Origin of the sequence: Kitasatospora sp. NPDC094028, assembly GCF_049543595.1 — a bacterium.
Lineage (GTDB): Bacteria > Actinomycetota > Actinomycetes > Streptomycetales > Streptomycetaceae > Kitasatospora.
The window spans coordinates 491,431-510,109 of sequence record NZ_JBMVFA010000004.1; the positions used below are offsets into that span (position 1 = coordinate 491,431).

The following is an 18,679-nucleotide window of genomic DNA, read 5'->3' on the forward strand; positions in this document are numbered from 1 at the left end:
ACCCGATGAAGAGGATGGCCGCCGCCTGGTCGGCGCTGGTCGTCCTCTTCGTCGGCGCCGGATGCTCCTCGTCCGGCGGCGACGAAGAGGAGACCCCGCAGCCCACCCCCTCGGCGAGCGCCGGCGGCCCGAGCACCCGGCCCGCGGACGGGGACACCGGCACGCTCCGGGGCATCACGCTCCCCTCGTGGAACACCCACGACTACGACAGCCCGCAGGCCGGCCCGTACCTGCAGCAGATCGCCGCCACCGGCGCCCGGTGGGTGACCTTCACCCCCACCTGGTACCAGGACGGCGTCACCGACTCCGAGCTGCGCACCACCGAGGAGACCGCCTCCGACGAGAGCCTGCGCGCCATCATCCGCCGCGCCCACGACGCGGGCCTCAAGACCATGATCAAGCCGCACGTCGACCTGGTGAAGGGCGGCGACCGGGCCGGGATCAAACCCGGCGACCCGGACGCCTGGTTCGCGGCCTACGAGCGCTTCATCACCCACTACGCCGACCTCGCCGCCGACACCGGCGCCGAGCAGCTGTCGGTCGGCACCGAACTCGCCGGCACCTCGCAGGACGGCGCGCACTGGAGCAAGGTCATCGCCGCCGTCCGGGGCCACTACCGGGGCCGGCTGACGTACGCCGCCAACTACGACGAGTACCGCAACGTCCCGTTCTGGAAGGACCTCGACGTCATCGGCATCGACGCCTACTGGCCGCTGGCCGACCGGGCGACCACCGACGCCGCGCAGCTGCGCGAGGCCTGGAAGCCGATCGCGGACGAGCTCGCCGCCTTCTCCGCCCGCCAGCAGCGCAAGGTCCTGTTCACCGAGGCCGGCTACGTCAGCCAGCGCGGCACCACCACCGCGCCGTACTCCTGGACCGTCTCCAAGAGCGACGGTAGTGCCGAACAGGCCGCCGCCTACGAGGCGTTGCTCGCCTCCTTCGACGGCAAGGCGTGGTGGGCCGGCGTCTGCTGGTGGATGTGGGACGACTGGCCCGACAGCGGGGAGACGGCGAAGCACCTCGCCTACACCCCGCACGGCAAGCCGGCCGAGGAGGTCCTGCGCACGTGGTGGGCGCGCGCCGCCAGCTGACGCCGACGGCCGGACCCGCCCCGCGGCCGGTTCGTTCGGGGGCCTACTCTCCGATCGTGGAGACAACACCCAGCGCCGCCGCCGACCGCCGCCCCCGGGTCGGACACATCCGGTTCCTCAACTCGCTTCCCCTGCACTGGGGGCTCGCCCGCAGCAGCGCCCTGCTCGACCTCGACCTGACCAGGCGGACCCCGGACGAGCTGAACGACGCGCTGGTCCGCGGTGACCTCGACATCTCGCCGATCAGCCTCGTCGAATTCCTGCGCAACGCCGACGAGTTGGTGGTGCTGCCCGGTCTCGCGGTGGGCTGCGACGGCCCGGTGATGTCCTGCTCGATCGTCTCCCGGCTGCCGCTGGAGCGGCTGGACGGCGCCCGGGTGGCGCTCGGCTCCACCTCCCGGACGTCGGTGTGCCTGGCCCGGCTGCTGCTCGCCGAGCAGTACCGGGTCACGCCGCGCTACGCCGTCCGGCCGCCCGACCTGCCGGCGATGATGCGGGAGGCGGACGCCGCCGTCGTCATCGGCGATGTCGCGCTGACGGCGGGGCTGCACCAGGCCGAGGAACTCGGCCTGCGGGTCCACGACCTCGGCGCGATGTGGAAGGCCTGGACGGGCCTGCCGTTCGTCTTCGCGGTCTGGGCCGTGCGCCGCGACTACCTGGCCCGCCACCCCGCCCTGGTCCACCGGGTGCACCGCGCCCTGCTCGCCGCCCGCGACCTCGCCCACGACCACCTGCCCGAGATCGCCCGGCAGGCCGCCCACTGGGAGCCCTTCGACGCGGCCTCGCTGGAACGCTACTTCCGGACCCTCGACTTCCGGCTGGCGGGGGACCAGTTCGCCGCCATCGCCGAGTTCGCCCGCCGGGCCGGCCCGATCGCCGGCTTCCCCGCCGACACCCGGGTGCGGGCCCTGGGCGCCGAGGACGTCCCGCCGCCCGCCGAGGCCCAAGTCGGCCTGGTCAAGGGTGCGCTGATGAATTATCAGGCATAAGCCGGACGGAATCGCCCGCACCCCTCGTCACCTTCCTGCCATCTGCTTGCTCCGCCGGACCTCGCGAGAGTACGACTTGTACGCGCCGACCGGATCAAGGTGCGGCCGCTCCAGCGGGCGGCGCCCCGGCCCTCCGGCGCACTCCGTACGGACTCCGTGTCCGGCGCTCCGCCGGGAGGCCCCCGGTCGCCGTGCTCCACGCCGACCGGACGAGCCCCCCGGCCGCCGGCATGACGCAACGATTCACCAGGGGGCCAGGGATGGCAGGCACGGTCGCGAGCGCGCTACCCGTGAGGCAGGTGCGGCACGACAGCGGCGTCCTCGCCGCGCCGACCGTGCCGCCCAGGCGCCTGCCCGTGCTCGGCGACCTGCCGAGACTGCGGTCGAACCTGCTGAACGCCATCCAGTACGCCGCCCGGGACGGCAGCGAGCTCTCGTACTTCTCGGTCGGCCCCAAGCGGATGGTCTTCGTCAACCGGAGCGCCGCGGCCGACACCGTCCTGTCCGACATCCACACCTTCGGCAAGCCGGACGGCGAGAACCCGCTGCGGCTGGTGCTCGGGGACGGGCTGATCAGCAACCCGTACCACGACCAGTGGCTGCGGCGCCGGCGCGCCCTGCACCCCATGTACGGCCGCCCCAGCCTGGCCGGCATGCGGCAGAAGATGGCCGACGTGATCGCCGAGCACACCGGGCGCTGGGACGGCCGGGACCGCACCGAACTGCGCGTCCACGAGGACATGCTGTCCTTCGCGCTCGACATCGTGTCCCGGTGCATGTTCAGCCGCTCCGGCGACTCGGTGGCCGCCGTGCTCACCCCGGGCACGATCTCGTTCCTGCTCGGGTTCGTCGAGCGCCGACTGCAGATGCCGCTGTCCCTGCCGGTCAGCGTGCCGACCAGCCGGAACCGCACCTTCACCGCCACCATGAAGGGCCTGGACGACCTCGTCCACGGCATCGTCCGGGAACGCCGCCGCACCGGCGAGCGGCAGGGCGACCTGCTGGACATGCTGCTGGAGGCCAGGGTCGGCGACGCCGCGGAGCCGCTGACCGACACCGAGGTCCGGGACGAGGTGCTGACCACCTTCGTCGCCGCCTACGAGACCACGGCCAGCGCGCTGACCTGGATCCTCTACCTGCTCGCCTGCTACCCGGACGTCCAGCAGCGCCTGCGCGAGGAGGTCCGCGCGGCCACCCCGGGCGCCGCCCGGGAACGCCAGGGCGGCACCCTCATGGAGGGCGTCATCAACGAGGGGATGCGGCTCTTCCCGCCGTCCCCCACGATCCCCCGCCAGGTCCAGAAGGACGTGCGGATCGGCTCCTCGACCGTCCCCGCCGGATCGATGGTGATGCTCAACGTGGCCGCCATCCACCGGGATCCGGACGTGTGGGAGCGCCCCGACGAGTTCCTGCCGGAGCGCTTCGCCAACGGCACCCCCGGCAAGGGGACCTTCCTGCCCTTCGGGGCCGGCGCCCACATGTGCATCGGCAAGGGCTTCGCCATGATGGAGATGAGCATGCTGCTCGCGAGCGTCCTCGACACCTTCGAGGTCTCCCAGCGGGACGCCACCGGCCCCGCCCCCAAGGCCATGCTCACCCTGCGCCCCCGGGAAGGCTTCGGGCTGACTCTCACCCGCATGTGACGGCACCCGGCCGCGCCGCCGACCGGCCCGCGGCCCTCCGGTGCGCCCGTCCCCTGCACGACCGTCAGAGTCGGCACGATCCCCTCAGAGAGGTTCGCCCCATGCGCGGCACGACGCGTTTCAGCGCGGTGGTCAAGAACGTCCGCCCCCGCACCCTCCTGGTCAGCCCGCTCTCCTACTGCGTGGGCGTGGCCGTCGCCGGCCACAGCCTCGACCTCACGGTGCTGCTCGGCGTCCTCTTCCACGTGCTCGCCCCGCTGGCCGCCAACGCCCACAACGCCGTCACCGACCTGGTGGAGGACGGCGAGAACGTCCCCGGCCGGCTCAAGCTGGTCGAGGCGGCCGGCGTCGGGCTGCTCCAGCGCGTCCTGTACGGCGGACTCGCCGTCATGCTGCTGCTCTCGCTGCTGATCTCCTTCGCGCAGTCCCTGCTGTGGGTGTACGCCGTGTTCCTGGTGCTCGGCTACTCCTCGAAGCGGTTCCGGCTGAAGGGCCGCCCGGTCGTCGGCATGGCGGTCTTCTCGATGGCCGTCACCGAGCCGTTCGTCGCCGGCGCGCTGCTCGGCGACTCGTGGTGGGAGATCCCGCACTACGACTCCCTCCAACAGCCCGTCCTGCTGGCCGCGTTCCTGTTCTGCTGGTACTTCGCCAAGGGCATCATGAAGAACGTCCCCGACTACGCGGGGGACAAGGCGGCCGGGCTGCGCACGATCCCCGCGCTGCTGCCCTCGCAGCAGGCCGGCGCCTGGGTCGCGGCCGTCGCCACCACCGCGGTGTACGCCGCGTTCCCGCTGTTGGTCCTGGTCAGCGACCTGCCCGACCGGCTCGCCTACGCCGGCGTCATGGTCGTTCCGGCCGTGGCTAACATGGTCTCCATGGTCCGGGCCCGGACACCGATCGAGTACAACCTGGTCGGCCAGCGGGACATGTACGTGTCCGTGGTCTTCCTCGGACTGCTGCTCTTCGGCGTGCGGCCATCGCTCGGGACGGCGCTGATCGGCGCGTTCGCCGTCGCGGTCATGGCCTGGGCGGACCTGTCCGGTTCGGACTCCAGGGTGAGCCACCACATCACCCGGGTCGAACCGGAGGCGGGTGTTCCCAGTGGAGGAGGGCGTAACAGGTGACGACTGACCGCACGCAGCACGGCAAGGGCTCCGACGTGCACGGGATCTTCCAGAAGATCGCGGGCTACTACGACCGGATGAATTTCGTCATGACGCTCGGCCGTCATGAGAAGTGGTGCCGGGAGGTGGCCGCGCGCGTCGCGCCCGCCCGCGGCGGACAGCTGCTGGACCTGGCCACCGGCACCGGCGTGATCGCCCTGGAGGCCGCCCGCCGGTACCCCACCGTCACCGTCACCGGGGCCGACTTCTCCGAGGAGATGCTGCGCCGCGCCAAGGCCAAGCCCGGTGCGGGCGCGGTGCGTTGGCAGCACGCGGACGCCACCGACCTGCCGTTCGAGGACGAGTCCTTCGACGGCATCACCGAGGGCTACCTGCTGCGCAACGTCGACGACCTGCCCGGTGTGCTCCGCGAGCAGCACCGCGTCCTCAAGCCCGGCGGCCGCGTCGTGATCCTGGAGACCTGCCCGCCGAGCGGCCTGGTGGAGCCGGTCGTGAAGTGGGGCATGCGCGTCATCGTCCCGCTGCTGGGGCAGGTCGTGGCCCGCGACCGGAAGTCGTACACCTACCTGGAATCCAGCACGCGCGCCTTCGAGACGCCGCAGAGCATCGCCGTCGTGCTGCGCGGGCTCGGGTTCCGGGACATCGGGTGGCGCAAGAAGTTCTTCGGAACGAACGTCATCCTGTGGGCCACCAAGTCGAACTGACGGCGGACGGCGGCAGCACATCGGCGCACCGGGGACGTCTGGGGACTCCGCGGTGGACTTAGGGGGAGAACTGGTGATCAGGCCCGTGACGGACAGCCACGCGAGCGTTCCGCACATATCGCACGTCAGGCGGGCGCTGGAGTCCTGGGCGTCCGCCCACCCCGACCGCCCCGGATTCGTCGGGACCGACGGCACGGCGCTCACCTGGGCGCAGATCGCCGCCTCGACGCGGACCCTGGCCGACCGCCTGGAGCGGGCCGGGGTCGGTGCGGGCGACCGGGTGGCCGTCATGGCGGGCCGCTCCCGCTACGGGCTCAGCAGCCTGCTGGCGATCTGGGCCAACGGCTCGTCGGCGGTGCTGCTCGACGAGCGGCACCCGGCCGAGCGGCTGCGCTGGATCGTCGCGGACGCCGGGTGCAAGGTGCTCGTCACCTCCGAGCCGGACGCCGCCGACCTGGGCCTCACCCTGCTCGACACGGACGGCACGGAGGCCCCCGGCGCCGCGCCCGCCGGCGGCCCCGCCTGGGACGACCGGGCGGACACCGAGCGCCGGGCCGAGGCGTACGTCGTCTACACCTCGGGCACCACCGGCCGCCCCAAGGGCGTGCGGGTCGGCTCCGCCGCCCTGGGCAACCTGCTCGCCGAGGCCGCGACGCTCGGCTTCCGCCCCGGCAGCCGGGCCGTCGTGGCCGTCTCCCCGGGCTTCGACGGCTGGCTGTGGTCGGTGCTCACCCCCTTCGTCAACGGCGTCACCTGCGTCGCCGTCGACCCCGCGCTCGGGAACCTCGAACAGACCCTGGCCGCACGGGAGATCGACAACCTCTGCCTGACCCCCTCGCTGTACGCCGCACTCACCGAGCTGCCGAGGGCCGAGGTCGCCGTGGTGGCCGGCGAGCGCTGCCCGGACGCCCTGGTCGACCGCCTCCGGGCCGCCGCCGACCGGGTGCTCAACGTGTACGGGCCGACCGAGGGCACCATCGCCGCCACCCTGGCCGACACCGCCCGCGGCGACGACCCCCGCACCATCGGCCGCCCGCTCGGCGGCTGCACCGTCACCGTCGTCGACGCCGGGCTGAACGAAGTCCCGGCCGGTGAGGCCGGCGAGCTGCTGATCGGCGGCGCCGGCGTCGCCCTCGGGTACGTCGATCCGCGCGCGCCCGGCGCGGACCGCTTCGTCGAGCGCGACGGCGCCCGGTACTTCCGCACCGGGGACCACGGCACCCTCGGCCCGGACGGACAGCTGAGCATCCTCGGCCGGGCCGACAACCAGGTCAAGATCGGCGGCTTCCGGATCGAGCTGGAGGAGCTGGAGAACCTGGCCTGCGAGGAGCCCGGCGTGGAGGGCGCGGTGGCCTACACCCGCGGCGAGCCGGCCACCCTGGCCATCGGCCTGCGGACCGCCCCCGGCCGCCCACTCGACGAGGAGCTGCGCACCCGCCTCGCCGCCCGGTTCGCCGCCCGGCTGCCGCGCCAGCTCTGCCCCGCCCTGATGCACCGGATCGCCGACATCCCGCTGGAGGCGACCGGCAAGGTCGCCCGGCGCGCGGTCGCCGAACTCGGCGAGGCCGAGCAGGTCGCAGCGGAGCGAACCGCGGCCGAGCCGACCGCGGCCGGTGACGGCGGGCCCGCGGCCGACGACCAGGTCCTCGGCCGCGTCCTGGCGGCCTGGGGCGGCGCCTTCGGACACGCCGTCGCCCAGGACGCCGACTTCTTCGACATCGGCGGGCACTCCCTGCTCGCCGCCCAGCTGGCCTCCCGGATCGAGACCGACCTCGGGGTGACCGTCACCATCAACGACGTCCTCACCACCAGGACCCCGGGTGCGCTCGCGCGGCGGATCGACGAAGCGAGGGCGGCTTGAGCTACCTGCGCTCCTTCAGCCCTGCGGGCGAGGCCGCCGACACGACCGTCGCCGTGTTCCCGCAGGCCGGCGCCGGCTGCCTGCGGCTGCGCCCGGCCGCCCCGGCACTGCCCCCCGGCACGCACCTGCTCGGGGTCCAACTGCCCGGCCGCGAGGACCGGTTGGAGGACCGGCCGGCCGAGGGCCTGGCCGAGGTGGTCGACCGCGTCGGCGCCGAACTGGGTGAGCACGCCCGGCGCGGCCCGCTGGTCCTGCTCGGCGTCAGCCTTGGCGCGCTCGTCGCCTACGAGGTGGCGCGCCGGCTCGAAGCCGTCGGCGCCCCGGCCCGTTCCCTGGTGGTCGTCGCCGCCCGCTCGCCCGAGCACTGGCGGACCTTCCCCGCCGCGAACCCGCCCGAGGCCGAACTGACCGCCCTGCTCCACCCGGCCGTCCGCGACACCGAACTCGCCCGGTACGCCGTCGACTCGCTGCGCGCGGACCTGCGGCTGATGGCCGGCTACCGGGAGCCCGCCGAGCCGTTGGCCGGCACCGCGCTGCGCTCCGTCTCCGGACTGCGCGACACGGTGGTCACCGCCGGGCAGATGGCCCGGTGGCGCGAGCGGGCCGCCGACTACCGAGGACACGACGTGATCGACGCGGACCACCACGGGTTCACGGAGCCGGACGCCGTCGTCCGGGTCCTCCGGGACGCGCTCTCCGACGCCGCTCCCCAGGGGGCGGTGCGCGGATGACGGGGCAACCGACGGCACCCGACCTGTTCGAGCCCGGACTCTTCGAGGGCACCGGGTTCTACGAGCGCTTCGCCTGGTACCGCGCGAACGACCCCGTCTCCTGGCAGCACCCCGCCGGGGAGGCGGACGGGTTCTGGAGCGTCACCCGCTACCACGACGTGGTCGCCGTGCACCGCGACACCACCCGGATGAGCTCGACCAAGGGCATGCGGCTCGGCTCCACCGAACGCGCGGTCAGCGCCGTCGCGAACAAGATGCTGATCGTCGCCGACCCGCCCGACCACACCCGGATGAAGCGCGTGCTCATCCAGCCGTTCTCGAACGACGTGCTCTCCCGGGCCGAGCGGTACGTGGAGCAGGTCGTCGCCGACGTCGTCGAGACGGCCGTCCGGCAGCCCGGGCCGGACCTGATCAAGCAGCTCGAACGGATCCCGACCGACGTCATCTGCGCCATCATGGGGCTGCCCCGCACGGACTGGGAGTGGATCGGCCGCAAGACCACCGACGCCTTCGAGTCCCCCTCCGAGGTGCAGCGCATCACGGCGAACGGCGAGATCTTCAAGTACTTCAGCGACCTGGTGCGGGAGAACCGCCGGACGGGCGCGAACGCCTTCGTCAGCGGCCTCACCGCGCAGGACACCGGCGGCGCCGGGCTGACCGACGAGGAACTGGTCTTCAACTTCAGCGGCATCCTGGCCGGCGGCAACGAGACGACCCGGTTCACCCTGGCCGCGCTCACCCTCCAACTCGTCGAGTGCCCCGACCAGTGGGAGCGCGTCCTGAGCGGGGACGCCGAACCGGCCGTCGCCACCGAGGAGGCGCTGCGCTGGTCCGTGCCCGGCATGCACGTCATGCGGACCGCCACCGAGGCGCTGCGGGTCGGCGGCGTCGAGGTCGAGCCCGGGCAGCGCGTGGTCACCTGGATCGGCTCGGCCAACCGCGACGCGGAGGTGTTCGACGACCCGGACATCTTCGACCTCGGCCGCACCGACAACCGCCACCTGAGCTTCGGCGCGGGCCGTCACATGTGCCTGGGCAGCCGGCTCGCGCGGCTGGAGATCACCGCGTACCTGCGGGCCCTGCGCCGCCTGGTGCGGGCGCCGGCACTGGAGGGCGAGCCGCGCTACAACGGGTCGAACTTCACCTGGGGACTCAACGAACTGCCGGTGGTGCTGCGCTGATGACCGAGAAGACCACCACCGGCCCGGTGCGCGCGGTGACGCTCTGCCTCCCCGACGAGGTGTTCCCGGACGGGCGGGCCGACCCCGCCGCCATCGGCCGGTACGGCGCGCAGGCGCTGGCGATCGCCGGAGAACTCGCCGCCGCCGGGTACGAGGTGCAGACCGTGCGCCTGTCCAGCCCGGCGCTCGACGGGCCGCTCGGCCCCGACCGGCTCCGCGGCCGGGCCGCCGCGCTCACCGCGGCCTGCCGGCTCTCCGGCGTCGGCAGCGCCTCGCTCGGCGCCCTGCGGCCGTCCGCGCTGGCCGGGTTGACGCCCTCGGACGTCGCGGAGGTGCTGGTCGCGCACCCGCTGCTGTTCCTCGCCGTGCTGGTCGCCGAGGGCGGCCGGGTGGACCACGGCGCGGTCGCCTTCGCCGCGGCCGTGGTGCGCGAGCTGGCGAACCGCGACGGGGAGGCCAACTTCCGGTTCGCCGCCGTCGCCCACCTGGGCCCCAACGCCCCGCTGTTCCCCGGATCGTACGGTGACGGCGGCGCCGCGGGGGTGAGCGTGGGCCTCCAGTCGGCGGGCCCGCTGCTGGCCCGGGCGCGCGAGGCCGGCGTCGCCGACCCCGCCGCGGCGACGGAGCTCACCAGGAGCTGCCTGGACGGGCAACTCGCGCCGCTGGCCGCGCTGTTGCGGCCCGCCTGCGAGCGCCGAGGCCTGCTGTTCCACGGCTTCGACCCGTCCCCGGCCTGCGCCCCGGACGCCAGCATCGCGGAGTTCCTGGAGACGGTCGGCGGCATCCGCTTCGGCTCTCCCGGGACGGTGGCGGCCTGCGCGGCGGTCACCGCGGGCATCCGCGCGGTCGGCCAACCCATGGTCGGCTACGCCGGGTTGATGCTCCCCGTGCTGGAGGACCGGGTGCTCGCACGGGCCTGGCAGGAGGGCCGGATCGACACCGACGCGGTGCTCGCCTACTCCTCGGTCTGCGGCGCCGGGCTGGACACCGTCCCGCTGCCGGCGACCACCCGGGACGAGGAACTCGCCGCCGTCATCGGGGACATGGCGGCCCTGTCGGCGCGCTGGGAGAAGCCGCTGTCCGCCCGGCTGATGCTCGCCCCGCCCACGGCCGATCCGCGCCGCACCGAGTTCCGGGCCGAGCAGATCATCAACATCGACTACCCCGGAGCATGAGAGAACTCCGGGGGACCGCCGGGCACCGGCGATCCCCCGGAGGGTGGGAAGGAGCGGGTCCAGGGCCTGTCGGAAAGCCCTACGGCCGGTCGCCGGCCGGGCCGACGGTGAAGAGGCTGCGGAAGTACGCCGGGTCCACGCCCTCGTCCACCATCCGCCCCTCGGCCTCCACCCAGGCGTGGGCGCCGAACGGCGGACGGGCCCGGACGCCCACCACCCAGGTGGGCCAGGTGCCGCGGGCCCGGCAGATCAGGATCGTCGCCAGCGAGCGCGGCAGGCAGCCCTCGAAGGCCGCGCAGCGCAGGCTGACGGCGAGGACGGCGTCGCGGGCCGCCTCCGCCTCCGCGTAGGTCGCCGGGCGGGCGCCCTTGCTCAGCCGGGTCAGGACCACCCGGATCCGGGCGGGCGGCTTGCGGGCGAGCAGCCGGGCCAGGCCCACGGCCGTCCGGGCGGTGAGGTTGCGTCCGAGCGTCAGCCTGGTCGCCCGCCTGGCGGGGATCACCGAGTTGCTCACGCGGTCACCACCTTGAGCGACACGAGCTTGGCGACCAGCCGCTCGACGTCCTGGCGGGCCCGGTCCAGGGCGACGTCGAAGGTGCCCGTCAGCCGCTCGGCGGCCTGCTCGACGGTGCCGCCGTCCGCCAGCGCCTGGAAGGCCACGGCGGCGGACCCGTTGAGCTGGAAGTAGCGGCCGTCCCGGCCGTCCAGCAGGACGATGCCGTACTCGGTGTCGGCGGTGGAGACGTCCGGGTGAAGCGTGATGGCCATGCTGGTCTCTCTCGTCGTGGTCGGGCGCGTGCGGCGGGGTCGGCGGGGTCGGCAGAGTCGGCGGGGTCGGCGGGGGAGTGCTCAGGCGGTGAGCCGGTCCCTGGCCCAGAGCTCGACGCTCAGGGCCGCGAGCATCCGCCCCCCGTGGGTGTCGGCCGTGTACGGGCGGTGGCTCAGCGCGCGCAGCGGGGCCGGGTCGACCAGCCCCAACTCGGCCAGCCGGGAGGTCTCCCAGAGCCGGTCGAGTTCGAGCCGGTGCCGGGCGAAGCCCTCGGCGGCGATCATCGTGCCGTCGGCCTTGGTGCGCCGCTCCAGCAGCCGCGGGGGCAGCACGCCGGCCATGGCCCGCTTGATCAGCGGCTTGAGCTCCCAGGGGGTGGCGCGGTCCTCCGGCTGGGCCGCGAGGCAGGCCGCGATCACCCGGTCGTCCAGGAACGGCGAGGACCCCTGGTAGCCCGGCTGGGCGGACAGCTGGTGCATCGACCGGATCAGCAGGCCGATGTCCTGGATCGCGACCAGGTCGCGGTGCCGGCCGCGGCTCGGGTCGAGGGGCCGGGCCCGCTCGGCCGCGGCGCGCAGTTCGGCGACGGCCGCGTCCCTGGCCCGGGGGGTCAGCCAGCCGGGAAGGCCCATCGGGGCGTCCCAGTCGAAGACGTTGTTGCGGCGCCGGACCCGGCCGGAGGCGAGCGCGTCCACCTCGGCGCCGAGCCAGGAGCGGTAGGAGCTGCCGTCCAGCAGGGTGCGCAGCGAGGCCCCGACGTCCATGCGGCTCAGCAGCCGGATGGTCCGCAGCCGCCGCAGCGCCGCCAGCGGCTGTCGGCGCAGCATGTCGTGGTAGTAGGCGAAGGTGCCGGTCAGCAGCTGGTCGCCGCCCAGGCCGTCCAGGTGCAGGGTGGAGCCGTGGCCGGTGGCGAGCGCCCGGGTGGCGTGCAGCCGGGGCGCGCTTAGCAGGGCCAGGCTGGGTTCGTCGGTGACCGCGCTGATGCCGGTCAGGCCTTCGAAGTTGCCCGGGATCTGCTGGATGCCGAAGACGACGTGCTTGAGGTGGGGCAGTCCGGCGGCGGCGGTCTCGGCCCAGTAGAGGTCGTCGTCGGCCTGGTCGTCGTTGGCCATGGTGAACCCGACGACCGGTGTCTCCTGCGCGGCCAGCGCGAGCAGGGAGGTGGAGTCCAGGCCGCCGGAGAAGTCGCCGGTCAGCCGGGTGGTCAGGGCGAGCCGTGCGTCGACGGCGCCGGCCAGCTCGGCGCGCAGCGCCGTCGCGGCGTCGGCGAGCGGGAGTTCGGGCCGCGGCGGCCGCCACCAGGTGTGCACCGTGGCTCCCCGGCCGTCGGCGGGCACCGACAGCCAGCTGCCGGGCGGCACGGTGTCGACGCCGGTCCAGACCGAGCGCTCGGGCAGCGGGTGCGGCAGGGGCGCCAGCAGGCGCAGGGCGAGGACGCCGAGGTCGGCCTCGGAGCCGATCAGCCGGGCGAGCAGGTCGGCCCGGTCGGCGGCGAGGGTCAGCCCGTCCAGGCCGGCGTGGCAGATCCGGCGCAGCCCCGAGGCGGTGCCCTGGATCCGCAGCCGTCCGCCCACCGAGGCGATCAGGTGGTAGCTGCCCGACCAGCGCAGCGACAGCGCGTCCAGCTGGGCCGGGTCGGTGATGCGCCGCGCCTGGGCGTCCAGGTCGGCCTGGGTGGCGGAGCAGATGCCCGCGATGGCGAGCAGGGTGTCCCCGGCCTCGGCCGTCAGGAACTGCCCGGGGACGATCCGGCCGGCCAGGAACGGCCGGCCGGATCGGTGCGACATGAGTGGTGCGGCATCCGGTGGAAGCCGGTCGGCGGCGGCGATTGCCCTCTGTTCGTCCGGAAAGACTACGAAGTACTGCTCACCAAAATCCACCGCACCGGCTCCCACTCAACGGATCAGCGTGCCACCCTCACCCACGGCGCGGATTTACCACCAGCTGGTGTGGAGGGTCGGGAAAAACGGCTCAGCGCCGTAGAAGCCGAGCGCGCCGGTGTCCTCGGCGAAGGAACCCGCCTCGAAGACCTCGGGGGTCTCGTAGGCCTGGAGCTCCAGAGTCTCCACGGAGGTGTTCTCCATGACAATCTCCTTCCTCGTCATACGCAATGCGGCAGGACGGGACAGAACGCTCGGAGAGCGATCCTTGTCCGCGGGGATCGGCGTTCACCTCGGTCGGGGCCGGAGCGGGACGGGACGGGACGGCATCGACCGCAATGCCCCGTACCGCTCACCTGATGACCGCTAACCGATGACTGATGGCCAGTCAGTCGCGGTGAATTGCCTGGAGGACCATGAAAAACACCCCGTGACGGTCTTCCTGACGCAGTCCAGGACACTACCCAGGCGGTCTGTGGCGGGCAACCGGCATTCGTGCCGGGCGAATCGGGGGGACGTTTGGCCGGCGGGCGCCGGTCCGATGCCCGCCGAAGGTCGTCCGCTTTCGGTTGATCTTCGCTGGTGGAACGGGTGTTGACGGAGCATCGGGTGCATTCCCGGCTGCTGGCACTACAGTTCTGGATCGGCGTCATCCCGGGCCCCGCGCCGGTGGAACTGCCGGAGTGGGGCGTCAACTTGTTGTCGGCGCCGGAATGCCCCGGTCAACTTGCTGTCGAAGGTGTGACGTTGACCGGGGCAGGGCGCTGTGTATCCCCTGCTAGTCCTGTTCCGGATTCGAGAGAAAGGGGCGGTCCATGCCGCTCGAACCGTTCGGTACCGATTTCTCCCCCCACCTCCACGAGCACTGGATCGGCGGCTCCTGGGTCGCCTCCACCGGCTCGGAGACCGACCGGGTGTTCAACCCGGCGGACGGCAGCGTCCTGGGCAGCGTCCCCCGGGGTAGTGCGGCGGACGCCGAGGCCGCGCTCGCGGCGGCGGCGGCCGCCCTGCCCGGCTGGATGGAGACGCCGCGCGAGGACCGGTCGAAGCTCGTCCAGGCCTGGCTGGGCCTGGTCGAGGCCGACGCGGCGTTCCTCGCCGAGCTGGTCTCCCGGGAGGTGGGCACGCCGGTCGGCCTCAGCCGCATGGTGCAGGTGGGCCTGGCGATCGACGTCGCCCGGGGCTGCCTGGAGGCGGCGTCCGTCCTGGACGACCAGCGGCGCGGCAACTCCGTGATCCGCCGGGTCCCGGCCGGCGTGGTGGCGGCGATCATCCCCTGGAACGTGCCGCTGATCCTCACCCTGCAGAAGGTCGTGCCCGCGCTGCTCGCCGGCTGCACGGTCGTGCTCAAGCCCAGCGAGCTGACGCCCCTGCACGCCGCCCACCTGGCCCGGCTGGCCGAGCGCAGCGGGCTGCCGGCCGGCGTGCTCAACCTGGTGTTCGGCGACGGGGCCGGCGTCGGCTCGGCCCTGGCCGCCTCGCCGCTGACCGACCTGGTGTCGTTCACCGGCTCGGTGCGCGCGGGCCGTTCGGTGGCCGCGGCCGCCTCGGCCCACCTGACCCGGGTGCACCTGGAGCTCGGCGGCAAGAGCGCCTCGATGGTCCTCGACGACGCCGACCTGACCCGGGCGGTCACCGCCTCCATCGACCAGGCCATGTTCAACAGCGGCCAGGCCTGCCTGCAGTGGAGCCGGCTGATCGTGCCGCGCGGCCGGGTCGCCGAGGCGGAGGAGCTGGCGCGGACCCTCACCGCCGGCTACGTGGTGGGCGACCCGGCCGCGCCCGGCACCGACCTGGGCCCGCTGATCACCGCGGAGGCCAAGGCGCGGGTGGCGGCGGCCTGTGCGCGCGGACTGGCCCAGGGCGCCCGCCCGGTGGTCCCGTACCGCGAGCTGGAGGGCCAGTTCGTCGCGCCGGTGGTGTTCGGCGACGTCACCGAGGACATGGACCTGGCGCAGGAGGAGATCTTCGGCCCGGTCGTCTCGATCATGGCCCACGACGGCGACGAGGACGTCGTCCGGCTGGCCAACTCCACCCGCTACGGGCTGCACGGCTCGGTCTGGTCGGCCGACGACGAGCGGGCCGGCGCGGTGGCGCGCCGGGTGCGGTCGGGCCAGGTGGAGGTCAACGGCGCCCCGTTCAACCCGTCCGCCCCCTTCGGCGGCTTCGGCCACTCCGGCATCGGCCGCGAGTGCGGCGCCGAGGGCATCGAGTCGTTCTGCGAGCTGCAGGCCCTGCACTACCCGGTGGAGGGCGGCCGCTCCATCCGCGCCAGGGGCTGACACCGGCCCGCTCGTACCTGCTGGGTCCTGTTCCTTCCGGGCCCGGCGCCACCCGGCGCCGGGCCCGTTTTTCTTGTCGGTTTCGTGGACGACGCATCCGTCCAGGTGATCTTGGTGCCCGCGCGCCGCCGGGTCGGTGTAAGTTCCCGATTGGCCGGAATTCGCGGGCGCTTCGGAATGCCTTCACCTCCGATATTCCTTCAAGCGTTCGAGCGCCAAGGAATTCGGCAGTGCGGCCGGCCCGGGATTGTGACACAAGGTGACGAAAGTGATTCCTGTGGATCGGCATCGAACTTCTTTTCGGTGAGTGGATGATTTATTCGAGGGAGAACCGGACGCGTGCGAGCGATGGCCGCGAGGGCGGGAATCAGGCCGGTGGGCTTGTCAGTTGATCGCATCCCCGCAGCTCCGAACGCTGATGCGGGACCACGCCGTGGGGCTTCGGTCGGCTTGGACGCCCTGCCGCGGCGGTGCGCTCGCCGACAGGCCGGGCTTGCGGATCACTGAGCCCACGATTCACAGTTCTGCTGCCTGCGCTCGCCCGTGTTAATCGACTCTGGACGTGATGGAACGGTATGGCCGATTCGGAAGCTGTCGCGATCGTCGGTTTCTCCTGCCGGGTGGCGGGAGCCGACACCCCGGACGGGTTCTGGGAACTCCTGCGCACCGGCGCCGACGCCGTCCGGGAATTCCCTGCCGAACGCCGCGCGGCGATCCCGCCGGAAAGCCCGGACGCCGCCGCGCCGCACCGGCCCCGGCGCGGCGGGTACCTGGACGAGGTCGACCGCTTCGACCCGGAGTTCTTCGGCATCGACCCGGGCGAGGCCGCGCTGATGGACCCGCAGCAGCGGCTCATGCTCGAACTCTGCTGGGAGGCGCTGGAGCACGCCGGCATCCCGGCACACGGCCTGAGCGGCGGCTCGGTCGGCGTGTTCGCCGGGGCGATCTGGGACGACTACGCCGCGCTGCTGCGCCGCGCGGGCGTCGCGGCCGGGTCGCGGCAGGTGACCGGCCTGCACCGCAGCATGATCGCCAACCGGGTCTCCTACGCGCTCGGCCTGCGCACCACCGGCCCCGGCCGGAGCCGGGCGCCGAGGAGTCCGACGAACTGCTCGCCTCCCTGTACCGCCGGCTCGCCCTGCGCGGACAGATGGACGACGCGGAAGCGCTGCTGGTCGGCGCGTCCGGGCTGCGCGAGACCAGTACGGACCGGCAGCGCCTGGCCGGCCTGGCCGGCGCCGTCCGGATGTCGCGGGGCGGTGCGCACCCTCGGCTGATCTGCTTCCCGCCGTTCGCCCCGGTCGACGGCGCCATCCAGTTCGGCCGGCTCGCCACCGCCTTCGACGGGTTCTGCGGCACCGCCGTCCTGACTGTCCCCGGCTTCCGGGCCGGCGAGCCGCTCGCGGCCTCCCGCGACGTCCTGCTGGACCTGCTGGCCGACGCGACCCTGCGCTGCGCCGAGGGCGAGCCGTTCGTGCTGCTCGGCTACTCCTCCAGCGGCTGGCTCGCCCACGGCGTCACCAGCCGGCTCCAGGCCACCGGCACCGCCTCCGCCGGCACCGCGCCGACCGGCCAGGTGCTGCTGGACACCTACCTGCCGGCCACCATGTCGCGCCGGATGCGCAGGGCGATGAACTACGAGGTGATCGTGCGCCGCCACGCCTTCACCGCGCTCGGCTACGTCGGCCTCACCGCGATCGGCAGCTACCGGCGGATGTTCCGCGGCTGGGAGCCCGGGCCGACCACCGTGCCGACGCTGTTCGTCCGGCCGTCGCGCTGCGTCCCCGGCTCGCCCGAGGAGCCGATGACCGGCGAGGACTGGCGCTCCGCCTGGCCGCACGCGCACACCGCCGTGGAGGTCGAGGGCGACCACTGCACCATGATCGGCGAGCACGCGGACCGGACCGGCGCCGTGGTGCGCGACTGGATCGCCGGGCTGTCCCCGTCCGCCCCCTGACCCCGCCCCGCCCCCTGACCGTACGAAGGGACCTCCGCCATGACCCGACCCGGCACCACGACCGCCCCGGTGCTCCCCGTGCCCGGCTCGACCGGCCACCTCGACGCGGCCTTCCTCGCCGACCGGGCCGCCATCCAGGACCTCGTCGCCGCCTACGGCCTCTACTACGACTCCGGCGACTTCGACGCGCTCGGCGAACTCTTCACCGAGGACGCCACCTACGCCTTCACCCCGGTCCCCGAGGGCTTCCCGCCCGCGGTCGCCGGCCGGGAGCGGATCGTCCACGCGATGGCCGGGCTGTACCGGCACCACACCGGGACGCGCGGCGCCCACCAGCGCCACCTCACCGCCAACACCGTGGTCACCCGCCTGGACGGCACCACCGCCGAGGCGCGCTCGCTGCTCGCCCTCACCTTCGCCCTCGACGACGGCCGCCACGAACTCGGCCGCAGCGGCTCGTACGTCGACCGGCTGGAGAAGGCCGGCGGACGCTGGCGGCTCGCGAACCGGCACGTGTGGCTGCGCGACCTCCCCCGGGTCGGCGCCACCGCCCCGGACGGGCAGGAGGAGCCGGCGTGATCCCCGTCCTGGACCTCGTGCAGATCTCCGCGCTGCCCGACGCCGAACGCGAACTCGGCGAACTGGCCCGCCGCCACCCGGTCGTCCGCACCCGGCAGGCCGACGGCACCGAGGCGTGGACCGTTCTCGGCGCCGAGGCCGCCCGGCGGCTGCTCGGCGACCGGCGGAACTCGTCGGGTTCTGCTCCGTCCTGCTGTTCGCCGGGCACGTCACCACCGGCCACGTCATTGCCAGCGCCCTGCTCGAACTCCTCAACCACCCGGCCGAGTTGGCCGCGCTCCGGGTCGATCCGGCGCTGCTGGAGAGCGCCACCGAGGAGGCGCTGCGCTACCACGCCTCGGTGATGTCGACCCCCAACCGGGTCGCCGTCGACGACATCGAGATCGAGGGCGTCCTCGTCCGCCGGGGCGAGCTGGTCCGCTTCCTGCCGTCCGCCGCCAACCGGGACCCGGCCGTCCGCGCCGACCCGCACACCTTCGACCTGCGCCGCCCGACCGCGGCCCACCTCGCCTTCGGCCACGGCCCGCACTTCTGCCTCGGCCACCAGCTGGCCCGGCAGGAGATCAGGATCGCCCTGACCGAACTGCTGGCCCGCTACCCCGTGCTGGAACTCGCCGTCCCGCCGGGGAAGTTGACCTGGCACCGCTCGGACGTGCTGCGCGGCCTCACCGCGCTGCCGCTGCGCTACGCGAGCTGACCGGCCGCCGAACGCG

General features: G+C 73.7%; 18 protein-coding genes. 14 read left to right on the forward strand and 4 right to left on the reverse strand.

Translation table 11 applies throughout. The annotated features are described in order from the left end of the window. Positions 1 to 5: 5 nt before the first annotated feature. From ACPC54_RS09910 to ACPC54_RS09950, 9 genes are all read left to right on the forward strand, one after another. On the forward strand, positions 6 to 1,091 hold the full coding sequence (locus ACPC54_RS09910) for a glycoside hydrolase family 113 (RefSeq protein WP_498963220.1): 1,086 nt from the start codon (positions 6 to 8) through the stop codon (positions 1,089 to 1,091). A 56-nt stretch (positions 1,092 to 1,147) separates the two neighbouring features. Further along, positions 1,148 to 2,080, forward strand: a complete 933-nt coding sequence (locus tag ACPC54_RS09915) for a menaquinone biosynthetic enzyme MqnA/MqnD family protein (protein ID WP_498963152.1) — start codon at positions 1,148 to 1,150, stop codon at positions 2,078 to 2,080. 299 nt (positions 2,081 to 2,379) lie between these two features. Further along, positions 2,380 to 3,723, forward strand: a complete 1,344-nt coding sequence (locus ACPC54_RS09920; RefSeq protein WP_498963154.1) for a cytochrome P450 — start codon at positions 2,380 to 2,382, stop codon at positions 3,721 to 3,723. Positions 3,724 to 3,824: 101 nt separating this feature from the next. After that, positions 3,825 to 4,847 carry a UbiA family prenyltransferase gene (locus tag ACPC54_RS09925; protein ID WP_498963156.1) on the forward strand — a complete coding sequence of 341 codons (1,023 nt, stop codon included), beginning with the start codon at positions 3,825 to 3,827 and terminating at the stop codon, positions 4,845 to 4,847. Then, positions 4,844 to 5,551, forward strand: coding sequence for a ubiquinone/menaquinone biosynthesis methyltransferase (locus ACPC54_RS09930; RefSeq protein WP_498963158.1), 708 nt, complete (start codon positions 4,844 to 4,846; stop codon positions 5,549 to 5,551). The genes ACPC54_RS09925 and ACPC54_RS09930 overlap by 4 nt, the downstream gene beginning before the upstream one ends. 73 nt (positions 5,552 to 5,624) lie before the next feature. After that, the gene (locus ACPC54_RS09935) at positions 5,625 to 7,412 is read left to right on the forward strand and encodes a non-ribosomal peptide synthetase (RefSeq protein ID WP_498963160.1); all 1,788 of its coding nucleotides are present in this window, start codon (positions 5,625 to 5,627) and stop codon (positions 7,410 to 7,412) included. Further along, on the forward strand, positions 7,409 to 8,143 hold the full coding sequence (locus tag ACPC54_RS09940) for a thioesterase II family protein (RefSeq protein ID WP_498963162.1): 735 nt from the start codon (positions 7,409 to 7,411) through the stop codon (positions 8,141 to 8,143). Before ACPC54_RS09935 ends, ACPC54_RS09940 begins: the two co-directional genes overlap by 4 nt. Continuing rightward, positions 8,140 to 9,324, forward strand: a complete 1,185-nt coding sequence (locus ACPC54_RS09945) for a cytochrome P450 (RefSeq protein ID WP_498963164.1) — start codon at positions 8,140 to 8,142, stop codon at positions 9,322 to 9,324. The genes ACPC54_RS09940 and ACPC54_RS09945 overlap by 4 nt, the downstream gene beginning before the upstream one ends. Next, positions 9,324 to 10,499 carry a DUF711 family protein gene (locus ACPC54_RS09950; RefSeq protein WP_498963166.1) on the forward strand — a complete coding sequence of 392 codons (1,176 nt, stop codon included), beginning with the start codon at positions 9,324 to 9,326 and terminating at the stop codon, positions 10,497 to 10,499. The genes ACPC54_RS09945 and ACPC54_RS09950 overlap by 1 nt, the downstream gene beginning before the upstream one ends. 79 nt (positions 10,500 to 10,578) lie before the next feature. Here ACPC54_RS09950 and ACPC54_RS09955 read toward each other — a convergent pair whose 3' ends face one another. From ACPC54_RS09955 to ACPC54_RS09970, 4 genes are all read right to left on the reverse strand, one after another. Further along, positions 10,579 to 11,013: a lasso peptide biosynthesis B2 protein gene (locus tag ACPC54_RS09955; RefSeq protein WP_498963168.1), complete on the reverse strand. Its 435-nt coding sequence runs from the start codon at positions 11,011 to 11,013 to the stop codon at positions 10,579 to 10,581. Next, positions 11,010 to 11,267, reverse strand: a complete 258-nt coding sequence (locus ACPC54_RS09960; RefSeq protein ID WP_498963170.1) for a lasso peptide biosynthesis PqqD family chaperone — start codon at positions 11,265 to 11,267, stop codon at positions 11,010 to 11,012. The genes ACPC54_RS09955 and ACPC54_RS09960 overlap by 4 nt, the downstream gene beginning before the upstream one ends. An 81-nt stretch (positions 11,268 to 11,348) precedes the next feature. Continuing rightward, the gene (locus tag ACPC54_RS09965; RefSeq protein ID WP_498963172.1) at positions 11,349 to 13,055 is read right to left on the reverse strand and encodes an asparagine synthase-related protein; all 1,707 of its coding nucleotides are present in this window, start codon (positions 13,053 to 13,055) and stop codon (positions 11,349 to 11,351) included. Between the two features lie 147 nt (positions 13,056 to 13,202). Next, positions 13,203 to 13,352, reverse strand: coding sequence for a keywimysin-related RiPP (locus ACPC54_RS09970; RefSeq protein WP_498963174.1), 150 nt, complete (start codon positions 13,350 to 13,352; stop codon positions 13,203 to 13,205). A 611-nt stretch (positions 13,353 to 13,963) separates the two neighbouring features. Between ACPC54_RS09970 and ACPC54_RS09975 the strand changes: the two genes are divergently transcribed. The 5 genes from ACPC54_RS09975 (at position 13,964) to ACPC54_RS09995 (ending at position 18,663) form a co-directional block, all read left to right on the forward strand. Continuing rightward, positions 13,964 to 15,430, forward strand: coding sequence for an aldehyde dehydrogenase family protein (locus ACPC54_RS09975; protein WP_498963176.1), 1,467 nt, complete (start codon positions 13,964 to 13,966; stop codon positions 15,428 to 15,430). A gap of 575 nt (positions 15,431 to 16,005) precedes the next feature. Continuing rightward, complete coding sequence (locus tag ACPC54_RS09980) at positions 16,006 to 16,707, forward strand: beta-ketoacyl [acyl carrier protein] synthase domain-containing protein (protein ID WP_498963178.1); 702 nt, start codon at positions 16,006 to 16,008, stop codon at positions 16,705 to 16,707. Continuing rightward, positions 16,677 to 17,387: a thioesterase domain-containing protein gene (locus ACPC54_RS09985; protein ID WP_498963222.1), complete on the forward strand. Its 711-nt coding sequence runs from the start codon at positions 16,677 to 16,679 to the stop codon at positions 17,385 to 17,387. The genes ACPC54_RS09980 and ACPC54_RS09985 overlap by 31 nt, the downstream gene beginning before the upstream one ends. Positions 17,388 to 17,426: 39 nt before the next feature. Further along, complete coding sequence (locus tag ACPC54_RS09990; RefSeq protein WP_498963181.1) at positions 17,427 to 17,966, forward strand: nuclear transport factor 2 family protein; 540 nt, start codon at positions 17,427 to 17,429, stop codon at positions 17,964 to 17,966. Positions 17,967 to 18,081: 115 nt separating this feature from the next. Continuing rightward, positions 18,082 to 18,663 carry a cytochrome P450 gene (locus tag ACPC54_RS09995; protein ID WP_498963183.1) on the forward strand — a complete coding sequence of 194 codons (582 nt, stop codon included), beginning with the start codon at positions 18,082 to 18,084 and terminating at the stop codon, positions 18,661 to 18,663. Positions 18,664 to 18,679 lie beyond the last annotated feature (16 nt).